Origin of the sequence: Amycolatopsis sp. A133, from assembly GCF_031082405.1 — a bacterium.
Lineage (GTDB): Bacteria > Actinomycetota > Actinomycetes > Mycobacteriales > Pseudonocardiaceae > Amycolatopsis.
The window spans coordinates 86,298-110,528 of record NZ_JAVHJU010000067.1 but is presented as its reverse complement, the minus strand read 5'-3'; the positions used below and the strand labels follow the sequence as shown (position 1 = coordinate 110,528).

The 24,231-nt window shown below is 71.0% G+C and carries 21 protein-coding genes; 13 read left to right on the top strand and 8 right to left on the bottom strand.

From position 1 onward, the window contains the following. Positions 1-49: 49 nt before the first annotated feature. Both clpB and Q5425_RS39550 read left to right on the top strand, forming a co-directional pair. Positions 50-2,644 carry an ATP-dependent chaperone ClpB gene (gene clpB, locus Q5425_RS39555; protein WP_308677544.1) on the top strand — a complete coding sequence of 865 codons (2,595 nt, stop codon included), beginning with the start codon at positions 50-52 and terminating at the stop codon, positions 2,642-2,644. 174 nt (positions 2,645-2,818) lie between these two features. Beyond that, positions 2,819-3,604 carry a hypothetical protein gene (locus Q5425_RS39550; protein WP_308677543.1) on the top strand — a complete coding sequence of 262 codons (786 nt, stop codon included), beginning with the start codon at positions 2,819-2,821 and terminating at the stop codon, positions 3,602-3,604. A 30-nt stretch (positions 3,605-3,634) separates the two neighbouring features. On the opposite strand, the gene Q5425_RS39545 is transcribed toward Q5425_RS39550, so the two are convergent. The 4 genes from Q5425_RS39545 to Q5425_RS39530 form a co-directional block, all read right to left on the bottom strand. Beyond that, positions 3,635-4,819 carry a 5-methylcytosine restriction system specificity protein McrC gene (locus tag Q5425_RS39545; protein ID WP_308677542.1) on the bottom strand — a complete coding sequence of 395 codons (1,185 nt, stop codon included), beginning with the start codon at positions 4,817-4,819 and terminating at the stop codon, positions 3,635-3,637. After that, a complete protein-coding gene (locus Q5425_RS39540; RefSeq protein WP_308677541.1) occupies positions 4,816-6,912 on the bottom strand; it encodes an AAA family ATPase in 2,097 nt (698 codons plus the stop codon). The genes Q5425_RS39545 and Q5425_RS39540 overlap by 4 nt, the downstream gene beginning before the upstream one ends. Before the next feature lie 45 nt (positions 6,913-6,957). Next, positions 6,958-8,841, bottom strand: coding sequence for a DNA/RNA helicase domain-containing protein (locus Q5425_RS39535; protein ID WP_308677540.1), 1,884 nt, complete (start codon positions 8,839-8,841; stop codon positions 6,958-6,960). A gap of 141 nt (positions 8,842-8,982) precedes the next feature. Further along, positions 8,983-9,954, bottom strand: a complete 972-nt coding sequence (locus Q5425_RS39530) for a hypothetical protein (protein ID WP_308677539.1) — start codon at positions 9,952-9,954, stop codon at positions 8,983-8,985. 70 nt (positions 9,955-10,024) lie between these two features. Here Q5425_RS39530 and Q5425_RS39525 point away from each other — a divergent pair, with 70 nt between their 5' ends. From Q5425_RS39525 to Q5425_RS39480, 10 genes are all read left to right on the top strand, one after another. Continuing rightward, positions 10,025-10,783 carry an SDR family oxidoreductase gene (locus Q5425_RS39525; RefSeq protein WP_308677538.1) on the top strand — a complete coding sequence of 253 codons (759 nt, stop codon included), beginning with the start codon at positions 10,025-10,027 and terminating at the stop codon, positions 10,781-10,783. 124 nt (positions 10,784-10,907) lie between these two features. Further along, positions 10,908-11,663 (top strand): ABC transporter ATP-binding protein, encoded by a 756-nt coding sequence (locus Q5425_RS39520; RefSeq protein ID WP_308677537.1) that lies wholly within the window; start codon positions 10,908-10,910, stop codon positions 11,661-11,663. Further along, entirely contained in the window at positions 11,663-14,110 is a 2,448-nt protein-coding gene (locus Q5425_RS39515; protein ID WP_308677536.1) for an ABC transporter permease, read from the top strand. Before Q5425_RS39520 ends, Q5425_RS39515 begins: the two co-directional genes overlap by 1 nt. Before the next feature lie 27 nt (positions 14,111-14,137). Then, positions 14,138-14,701, top strand: a complete 564-nt coding sequence (gene pyrE, locus Q5425_RS39510) for an orotate phosphoribosyltransferase (RefSeq protein WP_308677535.1) — start codon at positions 14,138-14,140, stop codon at positions 14,699-14,701. A 103-nt stretch (positions 14,702-14,804) separates the two neighbouring features. Next, the gene (locus tag Q5425_RS39505; protein ID WP_308677534.1) at positions 14,805-15,368 is read left to right on the top strand and encodes a sigma-70 family RNA polymerase sigma factor; all 564 of its coding nucleotides are present in this window, start codon (positions 14,805-14,807) and stop codon (positions 15,366-15,368) included. Then, a complete protein-coding gene (locus Q5425_RS39500; protein WP_396135355.1) occupies positions 15,359-15,913 on the top strand; it encodes an Asp23/Gls24 family envelope stress response protein in 555 nt (184 codons plus the stop codon). Before Q5425_RS39505 ends, Q5425_RS39500 begins: the two co-directional genes overlap by 10 nt. Continuing rightward, positions 15,910-16,272 (top strand): Asp23/Gls24 family envelope stress response protein, encoded by a 363-nt coding sequence (locus Q5425_RS39495; RefSeq protein WP_308677533.1) that lies wholly within the window; start codon positions 15,910-15,912, stop codon positions 16,270-16,272. The genes Q5425_RS39500 and Q5425_RS39495 overlap by 4 nt, the downstream gene beginning before the upstream one ends. Then, positions 16,269-16,547 carry a hypothetical protein gene (locus tag Q5425_RS39490; protein WP_308677532.1) on the top strand — a complete coding sequence of 93 codons (279 nt, stop codon included), beginning with the start codon at positions 16,269-16,271 and terminating at the stop codon, positions 16,545-16,547. The genes Q5425_RS39495 and Q5425_RS39490 overlap by 4 nt, the downstream gene beginning before the upstream one ends. 334 nt (positions 16,548-16,881) lie before the next feature. Then, a complete protein-coding gene (locus tag Q5425_RS39485; RefSeq protein WP_308677531.1) occupies positions 16,882-17,277 on the top strand; it encodes a DUF2784 domain-containing protein in 396 nt (131 codons plus the stop codon). A 14-nt stretch (positions 17,278-17,291) separates the two neighbouring features. Next, positions 17,292-17,942, top strand: coding sequence for an RNA methyltransferase (locus Q5425_RS39480; protein ID WP_308677530.1), 651 nt, complete (start codon positions 17,292-17,294; stop codon positions 17,940-17,942). A gap of 3 nt (positions 17,943-17,945) precedes the next feature. On the opposite strand, the gene Q5425_RS39475 is transcribed toward Q5425_RS39480, so the two are convergent. Then, the gene (locus tag Q5425_RS39475) at positions 17,946-18,917 is read right to left on the bottom strand and encodes a cellulase family glycosylhydrolase (RefSeq protein ID WP_308677529.1); all 972 of its coding nucleotides are present in this window, start codon (positions 18,915-18,917) and stop codon (positions 17,946-17,948) included. 67 nt (positions 18,918-18,984) lie between these two features. Continuing rightward, positions 18,985-21,123 carry a molybdopterin oxidoreductase family protein gene (locus Q5425_RS39470; protein ID WP_308677528.1) on the bottom strand — a complete coding sequence of 713 codons (2,139 nt, stop codon included), beginning with the start codon at positions 21,121-21,123 and terminating at the stop codon, positions 18,985-18,987. Between the two features lie 51 nt (positions 21,124-21,174). Here Q5425_RS39470 and Q5425_RS39465 point away from each other — a divergent pair, with 51 nt between their 5' ends. Continuing rightward, a complete protein-coding gene (locus Q5425_RS39465) occupies positions 21,175-22,173 on the top strand; it encodes a glycoside hydrolase family 76 protein (protein WP_308677527.1) in 999 nt (332 codons plus the stop codon). A 41-nt stretch (positions 22,174-22,214) separates the two neighbouring features. Here the strand turns inward: Q5425_RS39465 and Q5425_RS39460 are convergent, their stop codons facing one another. Both Q5425_RS39460 and Q5425_RS39455 read right to left on the bottom strand, forming a co-directional pair. Beyond that, on the bottom strand, positions 22,215-23,081 hold the full coding sequence (locus Q5425_RS39460) for a substrate-binding domain-containing protein (protein ID WP_308677526.1): 867 nt from the start codon (positions 23,079-23,081) through the stop codon (positions 22,215-22,217). Between the two features lie 69 nt (positions 23,082-23,150). After that, the gene (locus tag Q5425_RS39455; protein ID WP_308677525.1) at positions 23,151-24,188 is read right to left on the bottom strand and encodes a LacI family DNA-binding transcriptional regulator; all 1,038 of its coding nucleotides are present in this window, start codon (positions 24,186-24,188) and stop codon (positions 23,151-23,153) included. Positions 24,189-24,231 lie beyond the last annotated feature (43 nt).

Below are 24,231 nucleotides of genomic sequence, written 5' to 3'. Positions count from 1 at the left end.
TCAGGCCCGTCACCTGGACTTTCACGCAGTACCGAGCATGAGGTGAGGGATGGACGCTTTCAACCCGACCACGAAGACCCAGCAGGCGATCTCGTCGGCGGCGCAGGCGGCGACGATGGCGGGGAACCCGCACGTTTCCGCCCCCCATCTGCTGGGCGCCCTGCTGGCGCAGGGTGAGGGGCTCACCGCACCGCTGCTGACCGCGGTCGGGGCGGACCCGGAGGTGGTGCACAAGGAGCTCGAGCCGCTCATCGCGGCGCTGCCGTCGGCGACCGGCGCGACCGTGTCGAGCCCGCAGTTCGACACCTTCGCCGTCAAGTCGCTCACACGGGCCCAGAAGCTCGCCACCGAACTGGGCGACGAGTACGTCTCGACCGAGCACCTGCTCGTCGGGCTCGCGACCGAAGGCGGCCAGGTCGCCGACCTGCTCAAGCGCCACGGGGCGACGCCGGACGCGCTGCAGGAGGCGTTCGCCAAGGTCCGCGGCTCGGCCCGGATCACCAGCGCGGACCCCGAGAGCACGTTCAAGGCGCTCGAAAAGTACGGCGTCGACCTCACCGCGCGCGCCCGCGCCGGCGAGCTCGACCCGGTCATCGGCCGCGACACCGAGATCCGCCGCGTTGTGCAGGTGCTGTCGCGGCGCACGAAGAACAACCCGGTCCTGATCGGCGAGCCGGGCGTCGGCAAGACGGCCATCGTCGAAGGGCTGGCCCAGCGCATCATCGCCGGGGACGTGCCGGAGTCGCTGCGCGGCAAGCGCGTCGTCGCACTCGACCTCGGGTCGATGGTGGCCGGCGCGAAGTACCGTGGCGAGTTCGAGGAGCGGCTGAAGGCCGTGCTCAAGGAGATCACCGACTCCGCGGGCGAGGTCGTCACCTTCATCGACGAGCTGCACACCATCGTCGGCGCCGGCGCGACCGGCGAGGGCGCGATGGACGCCGGCAACATGATCAAGCCGATGCTGGCCCGCGGCGAGCTGCGGATGGTCGGCGCGACCACGCTCGACGAGTACCGCCAGCACATCGAGAAGGACGCCGCCCTGGAGCGGCGCTTCCAGCAGGTGCTCGTCGGCGAGCCGTCGCCGGAGGACACCATCGCCATCCTGCGCGGGCTGAAGGAGCGCTACGAGGTGCACCACGGTGTCCGGATCACGGACGCCGCCCTGGTCGCGGCCGCGACGCTGTCCGACCGCTACATCACCGCGCGCTTCCTGCCGGACAAGGCGATCGACCTGGTCGACGAGGCCGCATCCAAGCTCCGCATGGAGATCGACTCCCGCCCGGTGGAGATCGACGAGGTCGAGCGCGCCGTCCGTCGGCTGGAGATCGAGGAGATGGCGCTCGCCAAGGAGAGCGACGCCGCTTCTCGTGATCGGCTGGCGACGTTGCGTGCGGAGCTGGCGGAGAAGCGCGAGACGCTGACCGCGCTGACCGCGCGCTGGCAGAACGAGAAGGGCTCCATCGAGCGCGTCCGCGAGCTCAAGGAGCAGCTCGAACAGCTGCGCGGCGAGTCGGAGCGCGCCGAGCGCGACGGCGACCTCGGCAAGGCCGCCGAGCTGCGCTACGGCCGGATCCCGGCGCTGGAGAAGGAGTTCGAAGCGGCCACCGCGGCGAACGAGGCCAGCCAGCAGAACGTCATGCTCAAGGAGGAGGTCGGCGCGGACGACGTCGCGGACGTGGTCAGCGCGTGGACCGGCATCCCGGCGGGCCGGCTGCTGGAGGGCGAGACCGGCAAGCTGCTCCGGATGGAGGAGGAGCTGACCCGGCGGGTCATCGGGCAGGCCGAGGCCGTGCAGGTCGTCGCGGACGCGGTCCGCCGCGCCCGGGCCGGCGTCGCCGACCCCGACCGGCCGACCGGCTCGTTCCTGTTCCTCGGCCCCACCGGCGTCGGCAAGACCGAGCTGGCCAAGGCGCTCGCCGAGTTCCTGTTCGACGACGAGCGCGCGATGCAGCGCATCGACATGAGCGAGTACGCCGAGAAGCACTCGGTGGCGCGCCTGGTCGGAGCCCCGCCCGGGTACGTCGGCTACGACCAGGGCGGGCAGCTGACCGAGGCCGTGCGGCGCCGCCCGTACTCGGTGGTGCTGCTCGACGAGGTGGAGAAGGCCCACCCGGACGTCTTCGACGTGCTGCTGCAGGTCCTCGACGACGGGCGGCTGACCGACGGACAGGGCCGGACGGTGGACTTCCGCAACACCATCCTGATCCTGACCTCGAACCTCGGGTCGCACGCCATCGCCGACCCGTCGCTCGACGAGCGGCAGCGGCGGGACGCGGTGCTCGAGGTGGTGCAGCGGCAGTTCAAGCCGGAGTTCCTCAACCGGCTCGACGACATCGTCGTGTTCCACTCGCTCGGCACCGAGCAGCTGACGTCCATTGTGGACATCCAGATCGCCCGGCTGGCGAAGCGGCTGGCCCAGCGGCGGCTGCACCTGGACGTCACCGACGGCGCCCGCGAGTGGCTCGCCCTCAACGGCTTCGACCCGATCTACGGCGCCCGCCCGCTGCGGCGGCTGGTCCAGTCGGCGATCGGCGACAAGCTGGCGAAGGAACTGCTGTCGGGCGAGATCCGGGACGGCGACACCGTGCGCGTCGACGGCCCGGAGCTGGAAGCCGGAGACGCGCTGACCGTCACGCGGGTCTGACCTGTCGTGAGTGGTAAGGCGGGTTCTAACCCGCCTTGCCACTCACGACGGTGGGCGTCCACAGTGTTCGTGCCGATTTGTCGACCTGGTTGCGCTGGAAGATGCTCCGAATGAGCCCGGCGACACGGGTGCCGGCGATCATCCCTCCGGCGTAACAGGCGATACCCTGCGGTCGTGGGTATTCCGGCGTGGATCTGGTTCGTCATCGCCGCCGTCGCGCTGGTGGCGGGGCTGGGGCTGCTCGCGGCCGACCGGGCGAAGGAGGGCTCGCGCAACCGCGAGCGAATGCGCTGGGCACAGTTGCGCGGCTGGCAGTTCGTCGAGGAGGACGAGCGGCTGCCGCAGCAGTGGTCGAACGGCGCCATCGGCTACTTCGGCGCGGACGCGGCCGTCAACGTCGTCGCAGGCTCGACCTTCACCTCCGACGGCCGCCGCCCGGTGTTCATCTTCGACATCGAAACCGAGGGGCAGATCCCCGCGGTGGTGGTCGCCGTGCGCTGCAACAAGAAGCACCGGATCCCCATCGAGATGTGGCTGTCCAGCGTCCCGTTCCAGCGCGCGGACATGCCCGAGATGCTCGGCCCGATCGGCGCCCGCTACGCCTTCGCGGACGACGCCGACGGCGCCCGCATGGTGATCACCCAGGAGCTCGTCGACGCGGCCGACCAGCTCGGCGGCGACGTCGGCGTGGCCTGGCTGGAGAACGAGTGGGTCCTGGCCAGCGTGGTCCCGACGGCGGGCCCGTCCCGCCTGGAGCGCCTGCTGCGCGACCTCGGCGAGATCGCGGACATCGTCGACCCGTTCGACGAGGACTACGACGCGGGCCGCCACCAGGCGAGCGCCCCGGTCCCGTCCGAGGCCACGGCCCCGGCTGCGGCCGCCCCGCCTGCTCCGGCCGGGGGGACCCCGGTTCCGCAGCCGGCCGCGGAACCGAAGCCGGAGCCCAAGCCGCAGGACTGACGGGTCAGCGCGGCGGGCCGTAACCGAGCCTCACTTCGTGTTCGTGAGTTCGGCGATCCGATCCGCGATCCGGTCGATCTGGGTCAGTAGTTCGGCTCGCGGGCGCATGAGGTCCAGCGTGTGTGCGAAGAGCTGGTAACCCCCACCTCGGGCTTTGTGCCGCACCTCGCCCGGCTCGCCGCTCGCGTAGACGAGGTGGCCGTGGCCGACGCCGAGCGCCGCGCAGTAGGCCAGCAGCTGGTAGAAGTCGTCGGCCGGCTGCTTCCGCTTGTACTTGGCGTCGACGACGACTGCCGGACGGCCGTCGATCTGCCAGACGAGATCCGGGTTCATCTTCAGCTTGCGCCCCTCGTCGAGGTGCCACTCGTACTGCGGGAAGCCCCGGCCGGGGATCCGCTCCTTCAACGCCGTGTTGACGGCCTCGGTCACGAAGCTTTCGAAGACCTTCTCTACGTTGAAGACGAACCCGTTGGTCGCGAAGCCACCTTGGCCGTGCTCGGGTGAAGACGCGTCGAGCAGCAGCTCGCAGAGCCGGAGGACGGAGTGGTAGTGCGCGTTCTGCGGGGTGGGGTGCCACGACGGCAACGGCGCGTTCCGACGCAGGGGTGACACGCCGTTCAGAGTCCGCCGGATGGCGTTGAGCCGATCTGCCGAAACGGCGTCGAGCCCGCGGGTATCCAAGAGCAGCGTGGTCGCGGCCAGCAGGATCTGGTTCTCCGGGATGTCGACACCGAAGTCGTCGTAGCCGATCTCGAACGGGAACTCCCGGTCGTAGTGCCGGCGGAGCTGATCGGCCAGCCGGACCTTCCCGCGGATCGTCGTGGAGGTCTCCGTCGTCGGGACGTAGCCCGACAGCAGGTTGGTGTCGATGGCCCGCCGCGCCTGCCGCCAGAGCATGTTGGCCACGGCCGGGACGACTCCCTCGTCGGTCCGCATCCCGCCCGGCTCGTCGAACCACTGGTCCGAGGACCGGACACCATGGCCGGCGAGGAACAGCAGACGGGCGATGCCGAGCTTGGGGACCAGGCGGACCTGCCGATCCGCGGCCCAGAAGACCCCGACCCACCCGCGGTTGCCCGCGATCGTCCAGTCGTCGCTGCCCGGCTGCGGCGGCGTCAGGGTGACGAACTTGCAGGCCTTGAGCGCACGCAACTGACCGGAGGTCAGCGGGCTGGTGCACCTGCCGGTTTCCGTCAGCTCGAGCGGCTCCGTCATGTCCGGCGCCCGGCGATGCCCCGCCTGAGCACGTCGAGCCGGTATTCCTCGAGCGCTTCGGGACCGGAGGCGTAGTGGTGTTCCGCGAGCAACGGCAGGATCGAGGCCGCCCACGCCCGTTCCAGCCCGTCCGGACGCCGGTAGATGGACGGCTGCATGAGGAACGACGGCCCCAGCGCCAGGTCGCGACGACCGACCTGCTCGTTGAGCGCTTCCAGCACCTCGGGCGCGTCGTTGTTGAACGTCGAGCCGGGCTCGGCCGCAACGAGCCGGTCCAGCCACAGCTTCAGCAGCCCGGCTGTCGGCGGCACCGCCGGGTGGAGTTCGGTGAACACGAAACGCCGTCTGATCGCCGCGTCGACCGTGGCGATCGAGCGGTCGGTCGTGTTCATCGTGCCGATGACGAAGATGTTCTCCGGCAGCGTGAAGGCCGCGTCGGCCGAGTACAGGAGGTTGATCGGCTCGTCGCGGTACTCGAGCAGGAAGTACAGCTCGCCGAAGACCTTGGCCAGGTTCGCGCGGTTGATTTCGTCGATGATCAGGATGTGCGGCTCGCCGGGTTTCTTGCGCGCGGCGTCGACCAGGCTCCGGAAGGGGCCGGGATGCAGGCCGAACTCGACCTTGCCGTCCTTGTTCTGGATGGGACGGAACCCCTCGAAGAAGTCTTCGTAGGTGTACGAGGGGTGGAACTGCACCAGCTTGACCGCGTTCACGTCGGCCAGGAGCCGGGCCAGCTTCTGCGCCAGGTAGGTCTTCCCGGTCCCCGGCGGCCCGTGGAAGATCAGCTGCTTGTACTCCCAGAGCAAGTCCGCCTGCAGGAGAAGCCAGTCGTGGTCGATCAGCAGATCCCGGGCCGCTTCTTCGGAGATCTCGGGAAAGGCGAGCGCACGCCCGGGCTCGGTCGAGAGTTCGGCCGTACCGGCGTTGAAGTCGCGAAGCACCTGCTCGACTTCGCCGAGGTTCTCGGTCAGGTCCACCACCGACGACGTGCTGCGGAGTTTGGCCTGGAGTGAGCGTGGCAGCTGGTCGAGTGCGGGTGTCGGGGTCAGCCGCTCCCACTGGGCGAACCGCCGGAGCGGAGCCAGCCGGTCGTCCACCAGGAAACTGGGGCTGGAGGCGATCCGGCCGAAATAGGCGGAACTGCCGCTCAACGTGAGGACGTAGTCACCGGTCCTCATCCTGTTGAGGAAGCCGTTCAGCTCCTCGAACCGGACGTCCCTGGCGTTGTACGACTCGTGCCGGAAGTCTTCGTCGACCACTTCCCGCAGGAGGTCGGGCGAGATCGGCAGGGTCAGTGAGCGCAGCCGGTCGGCCGGTATCGAAACGAAGCCCTCGGCGATCCAGCGGGTGACGAGATCCGCCTTGGTCGTCGTCGCGGCGCGGATCAACCAGGCCCGGCGAGGCGCCGAATCCGTTGCCTCCTGATCCCTTCGCAGGCGTTCACGAAGGGCCGAAACCGCGAGACGCTGGCGCTGTGATGCGCGGCCGGCCGCGTCGAACTCGACTCCTTCCACTGCCAGTTTGCGCTGCAGGTCGACGTCGTGGAAACGGGCATGGAGCTGGTTCGGGCCGGGGATCGATCCGTCGGCGCGGAGGATGCGGTGGGCGCCCGCCGGGCCGACTCGGACGAGATAGCTGGTGACGTCTTCGACAGAGGTGCCGACGATCCGATCGATGGCTTCGAACGAGGTCCAGCAACCGGGAGTCACGACGTCCACCAGGCGCGCGATCATCATTTCGGTGCCGGAGAGGTGGGAAAGAGCCAGCTCGCGTTGCCTGCGGAACTCACTCGTCCGCAGCTTGAACTCCTCGAACAGCTGGTCGCCCGGGAAAGCGTCCAACGCGCGCTCGCCGGGAACGGTCAGGGACCACCCGTTGATCCTGTCCAGCCAGCCGATCGAGGCAGCTTCCGCGGTGAACCGGTCGAGCTGCGCACGCCGGTGCTCCGGGTTGTCGGCCTCGGCCGTGGCATCGCCCGGCGCGCTGCTCAGCTTGGCGGTGACGCCGGCGTAGACCTTCTCCGGGGGAAGGGGACCGCCGGAATCGCGGATCACCTCCATGCAGGTCCTGAGCAGTTGCGCCGAGTCGGCCATGTGTCTCCTCGCGTTGCGGAGCCGGGAACCCTCTGACCGCGGGCTCTATGCAGTCATCTCTTCCAGGAAGCGCTGTGTTTCCGGATCCACGGAAAATACGCAGGCGCCGCGCATTCCCCGGGTCAGCAGCACCTTGTAGGCCTGCGCCGTCAGGACGCGGAACTGCTCGTCGGGAGCCTTCCGGACCGTGGTGTCCGCGGACCCCTTCTTGTCGGCGACCCACTCGTCACCCCGCCGGACGAAGTCCGGCCCGAAGATCACGCCCGCCCAGTCGTATTCGAACCCCTGCGCGGTGTAGATGCAGCCGACCTGGCCGAAGCCCCGAGGGTCGGTCGCCCAGTAGTGGGAGGCGGGTATCCCCCGCGGCAGGGAGACCTTGCCGTCGGGCTTGGCGTTCCACGGACGTTTCCAGCCGTCGATCGTCACGTCGTCCACCAAGTGGCGGTCCGCCTTGGCACCCGCCGGGTCGCTCCACGGCCAGCAGAACCCGGCGGCGATCCGCGCGGTGGTGCCGTCGTGCTGCCGCTGCTGCTCGAGCAACCACGCCTCCATCCGGGCCGGGTCCGGCGCGTCGACGACGACGAATTCGTCGTCGGGGCCGGCGATGCTGCTCCACTTCACCGGAGGCAAGGGGCTCAGCCCGACCAGCCGCGCGACCCAGGCGTCGAACGCATCCGATCCGCCGCACCGGAACTGTCCGGCGAGCCTGATGACTTCGACCGCGAAGCCCTTCGCCCGAGCCGCGGCCGCGATCGCGTCGCGTGAGCCGAGCTCGTCCGGGCGGACCCGTTGCTGATCGTCGAGGAGGAAAACGGGCACCTTCGCCGCCGCGAGCAGTTCGTCGATCTGCCGTCCGGCCCGGTCCCGCACCTCTTTGGGAGCGAACCTCGTGAGGCTCTTCTCGCGGATTCGATGCGCTTCGTCGCAGATCAACGCGTCGAGTTCCGCGGGAGCGGCGTCGACGTAGTTGTTGAAGTAGCGGAACCCGCCTTGCGGGCGCTCCGAGCGGCTTCCGGTGAAGGTGCGCAACGTGCTGGTGAACGACCTCGAGCCGGTGGCGTGTTCCACCCGGCACCCTTCGGCGTCGAGGTCCCGCTTGAGGTTGAGGGCCACGGCGCTCTTCCCCGAGCCGGGGCCACCGATGATGATCACGGCCGTCGGCTTTCCGCCGGCACGAGCGTTGTGCACGGCGGTCTTGACCCGTTCGTACGCCACTTCCTGTTCGTCCAGCAGCACAAAACTGTCGCGCAGAAGCCGGTGTACCTTGCCTGCCTTGTCCTCTTCGGTCTTGAAGAGGAAGGACCGCTCTTGGCGGAAGGCGAGGAACTGGTCTCCGGCCCGGCGGGTCTCCGCCGTCGAGGACGAAGCGTCGAGCCGGGCTCGGAGGTGGTAGTGCAGCTCAGGGCCGGCCGCGGTGGTGAAGACCCGCGTGGATCCGGGCGATTCGTGGTCGGCGAAAGCCGGGTTCGACGGCTGTTCCCCGACATAAGCCATGCCGTGGAGAGAACGCGGTCGTTTGGCCAGCTCCGGAGTTGCCGCGGCGAGGTAGTCGAGGTATTGGCGGACCTGTTTCCCCGGGGGGAGGACATAAGCACCGTCGCGGACGAACAACTCGTCGGCGGTCGCCTGGGCGTCACCCACGGAAGCCAGGCTGACCAGCATGTGGCTCGACTCCTTGGTGTGCGGGTCGAGCCCGGACAGCACGAGGTCGATGTATTTCGGGCTGTGTGGCAACCGGTGGTGCAGGATGACGTCGACATGACCCAGCCCGGCCGTCTCCAGGTCGGCGAGGAACTTCGGCAGCAGGTCCGTCCAGCGATCGGCGGTGGCCTCGCCGGAGTGGTCCACGCCGAGTTGTGCGATCAGGTCGTCCAAGCCGTCGGCTCGCAGTTCGGCGAGCATTTCTCCGGCACTGTTGCGCAGCGACATTCTCCCCCACCAAGGCACGCGTCATCGATGCGCGGGTGGGGGCAGCAACGAGATTCCTCGGTGCCCGTCGGGCCGCATTGCCCGACCAGGTTAGTGGATCAGCGGGGCAGTGGATAAATGCTTCTGGAATTCGGGCCGCAGTCAGCGCGGCGGGAGCGAAACCACCGGCTGGTCGAGCACCTCCACCGACGCCGACCGGTGCTGGTCCAGCGTGCCGCGGACCGACGTTGTCGTGTCGCCTTCCGCGTAGATCACGTGGTCTGCGCCCAGGTCGCCGCGGATTGAGCTCGCTGGGCCGGCGGGGCCGATGGACTGGCTCGTCTGCGCCAGGCCCCACGCCGGGCCCAGCTGGCCGCCCAGTTCGTGCTTCTGGCCCAGGTCGAGGACGCCGGCGAACTGGCCCCTCGCGTACTGCTCGGACGTCATGCCGAGCGCGCCCAGGCGGCCGATGTCGATCGCCTGGCCGGATGACCTCTGGGCCGACAGCGCGCCACGGAGGTCTCCCATGATGGTGCCGCGGAAGCCCGTGTCGGCCTGCTCGGCGTTCTGGCTCAGCACGTCCACGCCGTCGGCCAGCCAGATTCCGTGGCTGGTGCCTTCTCCGGCGGCGATGCGGCGGTCGGTGGTGCCCGCCAGGCCGGGTGAGAGCGTCAAGTCCCGCCCGGCCCCCTGGCCGATTCGCTGGTCGTTCGCCGTGGCCGCCGCGATGGTGCCGAGCCGGAGGGCGTGCTGACCGGTCCGGGTCACCGATTCGAACTCGCGCTCCGAAGTCGTGTTCGGGGTCTGCCGGCCCTCGCGGCGGATGGACGCGGACTCCGTGACGTCGTTGATGAGCAGGGCGCCGGCGAACTCCTTGGCGACGAAGTCGTGCCGGGTGGCGGTCACGGCCTCGCACGCGGCCGACGTCTCGTTCTCGGTCGCCGTCGAAATGTCGCGGTCGAGCGTGCCGTCGTGCCGGTGGTCGACCGGGAGCGTGATCCGGTCGAGCGGCAGCGTGATGTCGGTCTGGGTCGCCAGGGCCGTGGCGGGGGCCGCGAAGAGCAGCGCGACCGGCGCCGCGCCGGCGGCGACCTTGGGCAGATAGCCGCTTTTGCGCCTGCTGTGCTTACCCATGCGCCGGACGATACTTCCCGTCGATTCGGCTCGCACGCCCGGCCCTGACCAGCGGGTATGGTTCACCCACATGACCACCACCGCTCTCATAACCGGAGCCACCGCGGGCATCGGCGCGCAGTTCGCGCGCACGCTCGCCGCCGAGAAATACGACTTGGTGCTCGTCGCCCGTGACACCGCGCGCCTGCAGGCACACGCCGCTGAGCTGCGCAAAAAGCACGGCGTCGCGGTCGAGGTGCTCCCGGCGGATCTGTCCGAAGTGGACGGACGAGCGGTGGTCGAGGAGCGGCTCGCCGCCGGGCCGGTCGACCTCCTGGTCAACAACGCCGGGTTCGGGCTGAACGGCGACTTCTGGACCATCCCGCCGGACGCGCTGCAGCGCCAGCTCGACGTCAACGTCACCGCGGTCCTGCGGCTCACCCGGGCCGTGCTGCCGGGCATGATCGAGCGCGGCCACGGCGAAATCATCCAGGTCAGCAGCGTCGCGGGCTTCTTCAGCGGCCGCGGCTCGACCTACACGGCCAGCAAGAACTGGGTCACGGCCTTCACCGAAGGCATCGCCGTGTCGCTGCCGAAGGGCGTGCGGATGATGGCGCTCTGCCCCGGTTTCACGGCGACGGAGTTCCACGAACGGGCCGGCATCGGCAAACCCGGCCCGAAAATCGCCTGGCTGGGTGTCGAACAGGTGGTCGGCGAGGCGCTCGCGGACCTGCGCCGCGGCAAGGTGATCTCGGTGCCGAGCCTGCAGTACAAGGCCGTCGTCGCGATCGGCGGCCTGCTGCCCCGCGCGGTGCTGCGCCGCATCAGCGGCGGCCGGGGCCGAACCTGAGCTTTCACGTGAAAGCTCCGACCCCGAGCTTTCACGTGAAAGCTCCGCGGTAGGGCTGGCCCTACCGGGGAGACGCGCGTGCGCACCAGGGTGGATCGGGGGCCGGCTCAATAGCGTTTTCCCCATGACAACTGGGTGGCACGAGGCAGCCGACGCGGTCCGGCTGGAGGCCGTGCGCAAGGAGTACGGCGACGGCGTGGTCGCGCTGGACGGGGTCTCGATCGCGTTCCCGCGCGGTGGGTTCACCGCGGTGATGGGCCCGTCCGGCTCGGGCAAGAGCACGTTCCTGCACTGCGCCGCCGGCCTCGACCGGCCGACGTCCGGCCGGGTCGTGCTCGACGGCCAGGACCTCGACGGCAAGAACGAGACCTACCTGACGAAGCTGCGGCGCGACCGCGTCGGCTTCGTCTTCCAGTCGTTCAACCTGCTCCCGGCGCTGACGGTCGAGCAGAACGTCGTGCTGCCCCTGCAGCTGGCCGGCAAGCGCCCGGACAAGCGGCTCGTCGCCCGGATCCTCACGCACGTCGGGCTCGACGGGCGCCGCAAGCACCTGCCCGGGCAGCTGTCCGGGGGCCAGCAGCAGCGCGTCGCGATCGCGCGCGCCCTGGTCACCGCCCCCGCCGTGCTGTTCGCCGACGAGCCGACCGGCGCGCTCGACACCCGGACTGCGTCCGAGGTGCTCGGCCTGCTGCGCGACTCCGTCCGGTCGTCGGGCCAGACGGTGATCATGGTGACGCACGACCCGGTCGCCGCGTCCTACGCCGACGACGTCGTGTTCCTGGCCGACGGCCGGATCGCCGGGCGGCTGGCCCGGCCGACCGCGGAAGCCGTCGCCGAGCGGATGACGCACCTGGGTGCCTGGGGCCAGGTGGCGGTCTGATGTTCAAGCTCGCACTGCGAACCCTCCGCCTGCGCAAAGGCGGCTTCCTGGCGACGTTCGTCGCCGTGTTCTTCGGCGCGCTGGTCGTCTCGGCCTGCGGTGGCCTGATGGAGACCGGCATCCGGTCCGAGACGCCGGTGCAGCGGCTGGCCGCGGCCCCGATCGTCGTCGGCGGGCAGCAGACGCTGCGGCTGCCGGAGGAGGACCCGGCGACCCTCGATCCCGAGGACAAGCACAAGTTCGAGAACGCGACCCTGCCCGAGCGCGTCCGGCTGAACGCGGGGCTGGCCGACCGGCTGCGCGCGGTTCCCGGTGTCACGGACGTCGTCGGCGAGGTCACCTTTCCCGCGCAGATCGGGTCCGCGAGCGCACTGGGGCACGCCTGGAACTCCGCCGTGCTGACCCCGTACGCGCTGAAGGGCGACGCGCCGAAGCCGGGCGAGGTAGTCGTCGACGCCGGCCGCGGGCTCGCCGTCGGGGACACCGTGCCGGTTGCCGCGCACGGCCGCGTCGGCCAGTACCGGGTCTCCGGGCTGGCCGAAGCACCGCAGGCCATGCGGGACTCTGCCGTCTTCTTCGCTGCTTCGGACGCGGAAAAGCTGTCCGGGCACCCGGGCCGCTTCGACACCATCGGCGTCTTCGGTGGTGACGTCGCCGCCGTGACCGCGGCCGTCGGGGACGCCGGTGTCGTGGCGACCGGCGTCGACCGCGGTGCCTTCGAGTTCCCCGAGACGGGCAAGAGCGGCGAGAACCTGATCGTGCTGGCCGCCGTGTCCGGCGGGCTGTCGGCGCTGGTCATGGTGTTCGTCGTGGCAGGCACGCTGACGCTCTCGACGCAGCAGCGCCAGCGCGAACTCGCCCTCCTGCGCGCGGTCGGCACGACCCCGCGCCAGCTGCGGCGGATGGTGCTCGGCGAGGCGCTCGTCGTCGGGCTGCTCGCGGTCGGTGCCGCGGTGGTGCTCGGCCCGGTGCTCGGGAGGTGGCTGTTCGGCGAGCTCGCCGACCACCACGTCGTCCCCGACGTGCTGCGGTTCGAGCAGGGCTGGCTCCCGGCCGTGGTCGCCGCGGGCGCGTCGCTGCTCGCCGTCTTCGGTGCTTCCTTCGTGGCGGGACGGCGTGCCTCGCGGGTCCGCCCGACCGAGGCGCTCGCCGAAGCGGCCGTGGAGCGGCGCTGGCTGACGCCGATCCGGCTGATCACCGCGATCCTGTGCTTCGCGGGCGGGACGGCGCTCGGCATCGTCACCGTCGCGGTGATGACCGGCCCGGTCGCGGCCAGCACGGCCGGCCCCGCGGTGATGCTGTGGGCGTTCGGGCTCGCGGCGATCAGCCCCGGCGTGACGAAGCTGATGGCGATGCTGCTGCGCTGGCCGGTGGAGGCGCTCACCGGCGTCAACGGCCGGGTCGCGCTGCGCAACACCCGCGTCGGCGCGGTGCGGGCGGCCGGTGCGGTCACCCCGATCATGCTCGCGGTCGGCATCGCGACCGCCAACATCTACCTGCAGACCACCCAGGAAGCCGTTTCGAACCAGGCCTTTACCGAGGACCTGCAAGCGGACGCCGTTGTGGCCGGCCCGAGCGGGCTCGACCCGTCCGTGCTGGGGCGGGTGCGCGCCACCCCCGGGGTGGCGAGTGCTTCGGAGTACGTCACGAGCACGGTGTTCGTCGAGAAGCCGTTCGACTCGGGCCAGAACGACGACGGCCGGCCCGCGCTGGGGGTCAGCGAGCTGACCGGGAACGCCGTCGAGGTGCCCTCGACGCTCGGCCACCGCGTCGGCGACACGCTGTCGCTGCGGCTCGGCGACGGCACGCCGGTGGACGTGCGGGTGACCGCCGTCGTGAGCCAGCGCCCCGGGTTCGAGAAGCTCGTGCTGCCCGCCGGGCTGCTGGCCCCGCACACGACCGCCGGGCTGGCCCCGCAGCTGCTGGTCCGCGCCGCCCCCGGCGTCGACCCGGCAACGCTGGCTTCGCGCCTTCGCGAGGCCACAGCGGGGTTGCCGGTGTTCGTCGGCGATCGCGGCACGCTGATCGCGGCGCACGCGAAGGGCAACGAGGTCGGGGCCTGGGTCAACTACCTGCTCGTCGGGATGATCATCGCGTACACCGTCATCGCCGTGGTGAACACGCTGGTGACGGCCACCGCGAGGCGGCGCCGCGAGTTCGGGGTGCAGCGGCTGAGCGGCTTCACCCGCGGCCAGGTGCTGCGCATGGCCGGCGTCGAAGGCGGCCTCATCGCGACCATCGCGGTGCTGCTCGGGACCCTCGTCGCGGCCGGCGCGATCGTGCCGTTCTGCCTCGTGGTGACCGGGTCGCCGCTGCCGTCGGGCCCGGTGACGATCTACCTGGCGGTGCTCGCGATCGCCGTGGTGCTCTCGCTCGTGGCGATCCTGGTGCCGGCCTGGGCCGCGACGCGCGGGCGTGCGGTCGATGCCACATCCATCGGTGAGTGAACCCGGTCGTGTGTAAGACTCACGGCCGTGGCGAACCCCGGTTTGGATCAAGCGGCGAAACTCGAACTGGCCAGGCTGGTCACCGATCTTTCCGTGGTGCACGGAAAGGTGACCCTGGCGTCCGGTAAGGAAGCCGACTACTACATCGACCTCCGGCGGGCGACGCTGCACCACGCGGCCGCGCCGCTGATCGGCAAGCTGCTGCGGCAGCTCACGGCGGACTGGGACTACGTCGCCGCCGGCGGCCTGACGCTCGGCGCCGACCCGGTCGCGCTGGCGATGCTGCACTCCGCGGCGACCGACGGGGTCGTGCTGGACGCGTTCGTCGTCCGCAAGTCGGTCAAGGAACACGGCATGCAGCGGCGCATCGAGGGCATGGAGGTCCGCGGGCAGCGCGTGCTGGCCGTCGAGGACACGTCCACGACCGGCGGCAGCGTGCTGACGGCGGTGAAGGCGCTGCGCGAAGCGGGCGCGAACGTCGTCGGCGTGGTGACGGTGGTCGACCGCGACACCGGCGCGCGCGAGGCCATCGAGAAGGAAGGCCTGGAGTACCGGTACGTCCTCGGCAAGGACGACCTCGGCCTGGACTGACGCACCCGGGGCGGATCCGCGGATTCGCCCCGGTGACGGCCGTCACCCACAATTGGTGCGTGACGTTTCCCGTGCGCCGGTGTCTTCCTTCCGAGGAGGTGCCGTGACGACCAGCGCGGAGCCCGCAACGCCGCTCGACGACGCGACCCTCGTGGCCCGCGCGCGCGACGGCGACGTCCGGGCGTACGAGCAGCTCGTGCTGCGGTACCAGGGGCCGATGTTCCGGCTCGCGGTGCGGATGCTCGCCCACCGCGGCGACGCCGAGGACGTCGTGCAGGAGGTCTTCCTCACCGCCTGGCGCAAGCTGGGCCAGCTCAGCGCGGACGCCGCGTTCGTCGGCTGGCTCTACCGGGCCACCACGAACCGGTGCCTCAACACGATCCGAGCGCGGCGGCCCCAGGCCGACGTCGACCTCGACCTCGCCGAGTCGCCGCGGACCGACCTCCAGCCGGAGCGGGCCGCCCAGGTCAGCGGCCAGCTCGCGGCGTTGACCGCCGCGCTGGCGCAGCTGACTCCGGAGCAGAAAGCGTGCTGGCTGCTGCGCGAAGTGCACGGCCGGTCCTACGAAGAGATCGGCGAAGTGGTCGGCGTGAACGCGACCGCGGTCCGCGGCCGGATCGCGCGCGCCCGGGCCCAGCTGGCGGAGGTGATGAAGCCGTGGCGATGACGGACTACGAGCTGCCCTGCGAACGCGATGTCGAGCAGGTGTGGGAACGGCTCGACGCGGTCGGCGCCGGGCGGGCCGACGAACACGAGCTGACCTGCCCGCACTGCCGCGCCGCGCGCGAAAGCCTGCTGGCGCTGCGCGAGGCCACGGCGGAGCTGGCGGCCGACGAGGACGCGCCGTCGCCGGACCTGTTCGGGCGGATCATGTCGGCGGTGCGCGCCGAGGTGCGGCGCGGCTCGATGGTGCGCCTGCCGACCCCGGAACCCGGGTTCGTCGAGGTCAGCGAGCAGGCGGTGGCGGCGGTGCTGCGGTACGCGGCGGACACCGTCGACGGCGTCCGGGCGCGGCGCTGCCGGGTGCGGACCACCGCGGCCGGAGTCGTCGAAGTGGAACTCACCCTCGCGGTGAGCCTGGGCAACGCCACGGGCGGCGAAGCTTTGTCGATGGTGCGGGAGCGGGTGACCGCGGCGGCCGCGGCCCGGGTCGGCCTGACGCTGGCGCAGCTCGACCTGCTGGTGGACGACGTTTACGGGGAGCCGGAATGAGCGCGGAGTACGTCATCGCCGACCCGGTGATCGCCGGGGTCGCGGCCCGGGCGGCGCTCACGACGCCGGGCGTCGTGCGGCTCGAGCCGGGCCTGCTCGGCCTGGTGACGGCGTGGACGCGCGCGGCCCGGCAGCGCTGGAAGGGCCTCGACCCGGCGCCGGCGGACGGCGTCCGCGTTCGCACCACCGACGGCCGGGTGACGGTCCAGATCGACCTGGTCACGGCCGGCGCCGACCAGGCGGCGGCGGTCGGCCGGGCGGTCCAGCGCTCGGTGACCCGGTTCGTCGCCGAGCAGACCGGCCTGGTCGTCGACGAGGTGTCGGTGTCCATCATGGACATCGAGCCGGCGGCCCGGTGACCGCGGACGAAGCCGTCGAGCGGATCGTCGGCGCTCTCGGCCGGGTGGACGGCCTCCGGCCGGCGACCCCGGAGCCCGCGTGGCTGCCGGCGGGTACGGCGGTCGACTTGTCGGCGGAGTGCATCGAGATCCGGCTGATCGCCACGCGGCTGCCGATCCCGCCGCTGCTGGAGCAGGCCGCCGGCGTGGTGCGTCCGGTGCTGGCCGGCACGGAGTGGGCGAACGCGCGGCTGCGCTTGGTGGTCACCGACCTCGACGGCGCGGCGTTCGGCTGACGGCGAAATCCGGAGGGCGCCGGCGGGGCCCGGGCGTACCGTCGAGCGCATGGACGAGCCGTCGACGCCCGGCGAGCCGCCGGAACCGCAGCGCCCAGCCGACCCGAACCGGAAGAAACCGGACGGCGCGCCGGACCAGTACCCGCACGAGGAGCCGACGCAGTACCCCGCAAAGCGGCCGCCGGAATTCCCACCGGGTGTAACGCCTCCGTCACCGCGCAGGTGAACTGTTGCGCTGCTGGGTTGAACATCACCCCACCGGGTACCCATAAGAGCGGACGCTGTCGACCGGCGGAGTAAAGTCGCTGGTAGGGGGATCGGTGGAGGGGGTGCGATGGCGAAGTTCCTGGCCGACGTGACCGTCGTGGTGCACATTCTGGCGCTGCTGCTCATCGGTTTCGGCGGATTCGTGGCTTGGCGCTGGCCGAAGCTGATCTTCATCCACCTGCTCGGGCTGGCCTGGGGCATCCTGGTCAACGTGGCGCCGGTGCCGTGCCCGTTCACCGCGCTGGAGAACTACTTCCGGCACCAGCAGGGCCTCGGCGACCTGCCCGGCGGGTTCAACGCCTACTACCTGTACGGCACGGTGTTCCCGCAGTCGTGGCTGCCGGCGATCGGCATCGGCGCGATCGCGGTGGTCGCCTACTCCTACGTCGGCGTTTACCACCGCTGGCGGCACCGCCACGACGACGCCGAGGAAGCCCACGTGCGTCCCGTCCACCTCGGCTAAGCGACAATCGCCGGGTGAACACGATCCCCGGACCCACCGAGTGGGTGAGCCGCGAAGAGGTCGGCGTCGGCCCGTGGCCGGGTGAGTGGCCCGCGGACGAGCGGTACGACCCCGAACTGCTGCGGGACGGCGACCGCCGCAACGTCGTCGACGCCTACCGCTACTGGCGCCGCGAAGCCATCGTGTCCGATGTGGACAGCCGGCGGCACCCGTTCCACGTCGCGATCGAGAACTTCCAGCACGACCACAACATCGGCACCGTGGTCCGCACGGCCAACGCGTTCGCCGCGGCCGAGGTGCACATCGTCGGACGGCGGCGCTGGAACCGGCGCGGGGCCATGGTGACCGACCGCTACCAGCACCTCCGCCACCACGACGACGTCGGCGGCCTGGTCGCCTTCGCGGCCGAGCACGGTCTCGCCGTCGTCGCGGTGGACAACACGCCCGGGTCCCAGCCGGTCGAGACGGCCGAGATCCCGCGCGAGTGCGTGCTGCTGTTCGGCCAGGAAGGGCCCGGGCTGTCCCCGCAGGCGCAGGAAGCCGCGTCGCTGGTCGTGTCGATCGCCCAGTTCGGCACGACCCGCTCGATCAACGCCGGGGTCGCGGCCGGGATCGTCATGCACGCCTGGATCCGGCAGCACGCCGACCTCGGCCGCGCCTGGTGAGGCCTACAGGCCCCAGCCCCAGCGCAGCTGCGCCACGCCCGTCGTGTTGTTGACCTCCAGGCCGCTGCCGCTCTGCCGGGTGATCGAGTAGGTGTCCCCGGACCGCAGGCCGGGCCAGTAGACGACGCCCATCTGCCGGGACCGCGCCAGGTCGGTGGTGGCGGCGAAGTACGCCGTGAAGTTGTTGCCGTCCTGGTGCCCGGCCGAGTAGTCCAAGCCCGTCGTCATCGGGGCGCCCGCCTCGTCGATGATGGTGCGCGAGGAGTACGACCCCAGCCGGTTGCTGAGGTTCGTGGTCCATGCCGAGCGCGTGGTGTCGGAGGCCCAGAAGCCGTAGAAGTGCAGCGAAAGCAGCGTCCCGGTCAACGCGCTCGCCGCACCGACGCCGGTGACGTTGTCGTTGTAGCCGGTTCCGCTGATCACCACCCGGCCACGCGGGACGTTCGAGTGCCGGGACAGCCAGGACGAGCAGAGCGACACCCAGGCGTTCAAGCTGTAGCCGAACGGCTCGTTCATCGGCTCGAAGTACACGTTGCCGTTGCCGCCGTAGTCGGCGGTCACCTTGTCCCACATGGTGTTCCAGGCGTTCGTGTCGTCGACGAAGCCGTCCTTGTTCGCTTCCCAATAGCCGAAGATGACCTTCATGCCGTGGGACAGGGCCGAATCGGCGGTGCCCTTGTACCGCGCCCACCAGTCCGAGTTGACGCTCTGCGGGTTGATCGGCAGCCGCACGGTGTTCGCGCCCAGCTTCTGCTGGAAGCCGGTGATGATGCCGTCCGCCTTGCTGCGGACGCTCGCGTAGCTGTCCCCGGCGGTGAGGCCGGTCGGGATCACCCAGCCGTCCACGTAGTTGTCGCGGGCGTCCGCCCAGTTGACGCCGCGGAAACCGTTGGTGGCGGCGGAGGCGCTCGGCGGAACCGCGAGGAGGGCCGCGGCGAGGAACGCGACCAGGGCAGCACGCAGACAACGGGTCATGGGAGCTCCGATGTTGACGTGAACATGGGAGCCGAGGATGCGCTCGGACGGCGCTGGGTGTCAAGCGTCAAACGGGGGCGACCTCGACCGGGATGCCGTTGAGCACGGACGTTCCGGACGGAACGTCCAGCAGCGTCTCGTCGGCGACCAGGTTCGAGTTGACGCCGGGGTTGGCGCGCGCGACCCGCGTCCGCGAGCCGTCGGCGTCGTGGCCCCAGCCGTGCGGGATGCTGACGACGCCCGGCCGGATTTCGTCGGTGACCTCGACGGGGATTTCGAGCTTGCCCGCGCGGGACGTCACCGACGCGAGGGCGCCGTCGGCGAGGCCCAGCCGGGCGGCGTCGTCGGGGTGCACCAGGACCGTGCAGCGGTTGCCGCCGCGGATCAGGGGGGCCAGGTTGTGCATCCACGAGTTGTTCGAGCTCAGGTGCCGTCGCCCGATCAAGACGAGGCCGTCGTCCGCGGGCTTCGCGAGCTCCTCGCGCAGCCGCGGAACGTCGGCGACGACCGGCTCCGGCGCGAGTTCGATCCGGCCGGACGCGGTGCACAGCACCTCCGGGATCCGCGGCTTCAGCGGCCCGAAGTCCATCCCGTGCGGCGCGGCTTCGAGGTCGGCCAGCGTGACGTCGTACGGCCCCGCGCGCAGCATCAGGTCGACCAGGCGGGCGGGCCCGGTCCGGTCGTGCGTGACTTCCAGGCCCGCGCGGCGAGCGACGTCGGCGGCGACGAAGTCGTCGAGCGCCGAGACGTCGGCCTCCGGCCCCTGGCCGGCGACGATGCCGGTGAGCCGCAGCATGGTCTCCCACTCCTGCGGGAGCGCCGAGGACAGCGTCGCGGGGGTCCAGTTGGCGACGTTGCGGATCGACAGCTGGTAGAAGGCCAGGTCGAAGTGCGGCCGTTCGAGCGGTGACGGACCGGGCAGGATGACGTCGGCCTGGCGGGACGTCTCGTTGAGGTAGACGTCGACGGAGATCATGAAGTCGAGGCTGTCCAGGGCCGCGGCGAGCCGTCCGGCGTTCGGCGTGCTCAGGCCGGGGTTGCCGCTGACCGTGATCAGCGCGCGGACCTGGCCCTCACCCGGGGTTTCGATCTCGTCGGCGAGCGTTGCGACCGGCAGCTCGCCGACGACCTCGGGGTACCCGCGCACGCGGCTGCGCCAGCGCCCGACGGCGAACGGCCGCCGGTTCCCGGTGGGCTGGCACGCGGCCAGCGGGAACATGGCGCCGCCCGGCTCGTCGAGGTGGCCGGTGAGCACGTTGAGGACGTCGACCAGCCAGCTCGCGAGGGTGCCGAACGTCTGCGTCGTGGTGCCGATCCGGCCGTAGACCACGGCGTTTTCCGCGTCGGCCAGCTCCAGCGCCATCCGGCGGGTTTCGGCGGCGCCGATGCCGGTGCGCGGCGCGACGGCCTCCGGGGTGAACGGCTCGGCCAGCGCGCGGACGTCGTCGAGGCCGTTGAGGTGTTCCGCGAGCCGGCCGGGCCGGACCCGGTTCTCCGTGAACAGGACGTTGACCAGCGCGAACAGCAGCAGGGCGTCGGTGCCGGGGCGGATGGCGTGGTGCTCGTCGGCGAACCGGGCGGTGCGCGTGCGGCGCGGGTCGACAACAACGATCTTGCCGCCGCGCTCGCGGATCCCGCGCAGCCGCCCGCGGATGTCCGGCGCGGTCATCAGGCTGCCGTTCGAGACGAGCGGGTTGGCGCCGAGGACCAGCAGGTGCCGCGTCCGGTCGAGGTCGGGCACCGGGATGGCGAGCGGGTCGCCGAACATCGTGCCGGCGGAGTAGTGCTTCGGCATCTGGTCGACCGACGTTGCGCTGTAGAAGTTCTTGGTGCCCAACGCTTTGTAGAGCACCCGGCCGTAGAGCGTCAGCGCGATGTTGTGCACGCCGGGGTTGCCCGCGTACACCGCGACGGCGTCCCGGCCGTGCGCTTCGATGATCGGCGGGAGGCGCCGGGCGATCTCGTCGTAGGCCTCCTGCCAGCTGACCTCGACGAACTCGCCGTCGCGCTTGAGCAGCGGGGTGGTCAGCCGGTCGGGGTCGTGGTGCAGCGCGCCGAGCGACGCGCCCTTGGGGCAGATGTAGCCCCGCGAGAAGACGTCCTTGTCGTCACCGGTGACGCGGGTGACCCGCCGGTTCGCGTCGAGCGTCACTTCGAGTCCGCAGGTGGCTTCGCACAGCGGGCAGGTGACGTGGGCCGTCGTCATGACCACCGAACATACCGAGCGGTATGTCGATCGGCAAGGCACGATTGCGACATGGACGTCTCGGCCGCGGAACGCGCGGTGACTTCGCGGCACCTGAGCCGCGTCTGGGCGCTGCCCACGACGGTGCTGGGCCGCAGCCGCTGGCCGGCGGCGCTCGACCAGCGGCTGCACTGGCACTGGAACTACTGGTGGCAGGCCCACCTGCTGGACACGCTGGTCGACGCCCAGCTGCGCGCGCCTTCACCGGCCCGGCTCGCCTTGATCCGCTCCTTCGTGCGTTCGGTCCGGTTGCGCAACTTCGGCAAGTGGACCAACGACTACTACGACGACATCGCGTGGCTCGGCCTTGCGCTGCAACGGGTCTCGTCGCTGGGCATCGACGTCGGCCCGGCCTTGGCGGCCATCGACGCGCAGCTGCTGTCGGGCTGGACGTCGGCGGCGGGCGGCGGGATCTGGTGGCGCCGCGGCGACGACTTCAAGAACGCCCCGGCCAACGGCCCGGCGGCGATCTTCCACGCCCGGTCCGGAAATCTCTCCCGTGCGCGCGCGATGACGGACTGGCTGACGTCCACTTTGGTCGATCCGTCGTCCGGTTTGGTCTGGGACGGGATCAGAGCGGACACCGGCGAGCTGGTGAAGCACATTTACACGTACTGCCAAGGGGTGTACCTGGGTGCATGCCTGGAATTGTCCTTAATGGACGAAACGGCGCGGACGGTCCGTGCGGTGGCGGAGCACCTCGCGCCAGGAGGCGTGCTCCGCGGCCAAGGCGGCGGCGACGGCGGGTTGTTCGCGGCGATCCTGGCGCGGTACCTGGCCTTGGCGGCTCGCTCCCTGCCGGGCCCGGAGGCTTCGACGGCCCGGTCGCTGGTGCTGACGTCGGCGGACGCCTGCTGGTCGGGTGCTGCGGAGACCCCTGACGGGCCGTTGTTCAGCGCGTACTGGGACCGCCCGGCACCCTGGCCGCTGCCGGAAGACGCGCCGGAGCGGGACATGTCGGTCCAGGTGGGCGGCTGGATGCTGCTGGAGGCCGCGGCGACGCTGTCGTGAGTGGAAAGGAGGGTTAGAACCCTCTTTGCCACTCACGACCCTCAGCAGCCGCAGGAAGCGCCGTGGAGGAATTTCGGGGTCAGCCACACCGATTCCGGCGGGCGGTCCGGGTCCGCCATGCGGGACATCAGCAGCTGCACCGCCCGGCGGCCCAGGTCCGCGACGGGCTGGACCAGCGTCGTCACCGCCGGGCTCACGCGGCGGGCCCAGTCCATGTCCCCGTAGCCGACCACCGCCAACTCGTCGCCGATCCGGATGCCGCGGCGGTGGGCCTCGTACTGGACGCCCACCAGCATCGACTCGTCCGCCACGACCAGGGCCGTCGGAGAGGGCCAGCCGTCCAGGAGCTTCGCCGTCGCGCGCGTGGCGCCGCCCGAGTTCGAGAAGCCGCACTCCACCAGCTCGCGGTTGAAGCGCAAGCCCGCCTGCTCCAGGCCCAGCCGGTAGCCGCGGACGCGCTCGCGGCTGACCTCCAGGCCGTCGTCGCCCGAGATCAAGCCGATCTTGCGGTGCCGCCGGTCGGTCAGGTGGCGGACCAGCGACGCCAGAGCGTGCACGTTCTCCGTGCCCACCTGGTCGACGTCGTTGCGCGCGGCTACCCGGTCCACCAGCACCGTCGGCACGCCCATCCGCACCAGGCCGTTGATCACCGCTTCGTCGCCGGCCGAGGGAACCAGCAGCACGCCGTCCACCAGGTCGGCCCGCAACGCGCGCACCACCTCGGCTTCTTCACCCGCGGTGTCCTCGGTGTCCGCCAGCACGACGTCACACCCGGCCTGCGCCGCGGCCGCCCTGATCGCGCGCAGCAGCTCGCCGGAGTACGGGTGCGCGTGCACACCCATCGCGACGCCGATCCGGTAGGTGACCGGGGGGTCCCACAACCGGAGCTCCGGCGAAAGTGCGGTCATAAGCCCTCGCAGACGCTCAGCGGAAACCTATCGGCTGAACGGCCGTGCGGAGATGTCAGGAACCCAGATTCACTGAAGTGAGTGAACCGGTGGACAGCCGCACGACTCGCGGTGACGCAGAGTGGGTGCCAGCCGGACGGTTTCGGCCTTGCGCGCCGGATCGTTGATCCGGGCCAGCAGCAGCCGGACCGCCTGCCGGCCGATCTCCTCGATCGGCTGCGCCATCGTCGTCAGCGGCGGGTCGACCAGGTCCGCCCACTCGACTTCGTCGTACACCACCACCGGCAGGTCGCGCCCGATCCGCAGCCCGCGCCGCCGGGCCTCGTGCAGCACCCCGACCATCATGCTGTCGTTCCCGACGACCAGCGCGGTCGGCGGCTCGGGCAGCGCCAGCAACGTGCTCAACGCCAGCGCGCCGCCCTCGCGTGAAGAGTTTCCGCAGGCCACGAGCTCCGACGACCAGGTGAGCCCGGACCGGCCTAGCCCCAGCCGGTAACCGAGCACGCGCTCCTCGCTCGTCGACAGCCCGGGCACGCCGCTGATCATCCCGATCCGCCGGTGCCCGAGCGTGGCCAGGTGCGCGGTCAGCGCCGACGTCGCCTGGATGTTCTCCGAGCCGACCTGGTCGACGTCGGTGCGGGTGGCCAGCCGGTCGATCAGCACGGTCGGCACGTCGAGGGACACCAGCTCGCTGATCACCGGGCCGTCGCCGGGCGCCGGGGTGATCAGCAGGCCGTCGACGCGACGGGAGCGCAGCGCCCGCACGGTGTCACGCTCCGTGTCCGCGGCGTCGTGCGTGTCGGCCAGCAGGACGGTGTACCCGTGCGCCGACGCCTCCCGCTCGATCGCCTGCATCAGCGTCGCGAAGTACGGGTTGGCCACCAGGGAGATCGCCATCCCGATGGACCGCGTCCCGCCGGTGACCAGCGAGCGCGCGATCGCGTCGCCGGTGTAGCCGGTCGTCTCGATGGCCCGCAGCACCGCCGCCTTGGTGTCCTCGGCGACCGCGCGCGTCCCGTTCACCACGTGCGAGACGGTCGTGATCGATACGCCCGCGAGCTCGGCGATGTCCCGCTGGGTCGGCCGCGAAGACCTCGACTGGGGCATACCCATCCTTTCCGGCAAGCGTTTGCGCAAACGCTTGCGCGCA

Coding starts and splice junctions, on each gene's coding strand:
- Q5425_RS39470 (WP_308677528.1), bottom strand. CDS start 21,123: ATGACGACGGCCCACGTCACCTGCCCGCTGTGCGAAGCCACCTGCGGA.
- clpB (WP_308677544.1), top strand. CDS start 50: ATGGACGCTTTCAACCCGACCACGAAGACCCAGCAGGCGATCTCGTCG.
- Q5425_RS39475 (WP_308677529.1), bottom strand. CDS start 18,917: ATGACCCGTTGTCTGCGTGCTGCCCTGGTCGCGTTCCTCGCCGCGGCC.
- Q5425_RS39545 (WP_308677542.1), bottom strand. CDS start 4,819: ATGACGGAGCCGCTCGAGCTGACGGAAACCGGCAGGTGCACCAGCCCG.
- Q5425_RS39515 (WP_308677536.1), top strand. CDS start 11,663: ATGTTCAAGCTCGCACTGCGAACCCTCCGCCTGCGCAAAGGCGGCTTC.
- Q5425_RS39540 (WP_308677541.1), bottom strand. CDS start 6,912: ATGGCCGACTCGGCGCAACTGCTCAGGACCTGCATGGAGGTGATCCGC.
- Q5425_RS39530 (WP_308677539.1), bottom strand. CDS start 9,954: ATGGGTAAGCACAGCAGGCGCAAAAGCGGCTATCTGCCCAAGGTCGCC.
- Q5425_RS39495 (WP_308677533.1), top strand. CDS start 15,910: ATGAGCGCGGAGTACGTCATCGCCGACCCGGTGATCGCCGGGGTCGCG.
- Q5425_RS39535 (WP_308677540.1), bottom strand. CDS start 8,841: ATGTCGCTGCGCAACAGTGCCGGAGAAATGCTCGCCGAACTGCGAGCC.
- Q5425_RS39465 (WP_308677527.1), top strand. CDS start 21,175: ATGGACGTCTCGGCCGCGGAACGCGCGGTGACTTCGCGGCACCTGAGC.
- Q5425_RS39455 (WP_308677525.1), bottom strand. CDS start 24,188: ATGCCCCAGTCGAGGTCTTCGCGGCCGACCCAGCGGGACATCGCCGAG.
- Q5425_RS39460 (WP_308677526.1), bottom strand. CDS start 23,081: ATGACCGCACTTTCGCCGGAGCTCCGGTTGTGGGACCCCCCGGTCACC.
- Q5425_RS39525 (WP_308677538.1), top strand. CDS start 10,025: ATGACCACCACCGCTCTCATAACCGGAGCCACCGCGGGCATCGGCGCG.
- Q5425_RS39520 (WP_308677537.1), top strand. CDS start 10,908: ATGACAACTGGGTGGCACGAGGCAGCCGACGCGGTCCGGCTGGAGGCC.
- Q5425_RS39485 (WP_308677531.1), top strand. CDS start 16,882: ATGGCGAAGTTCCTGGCCGACGTGACCGTCGTGGTGCACATTCTGGCG.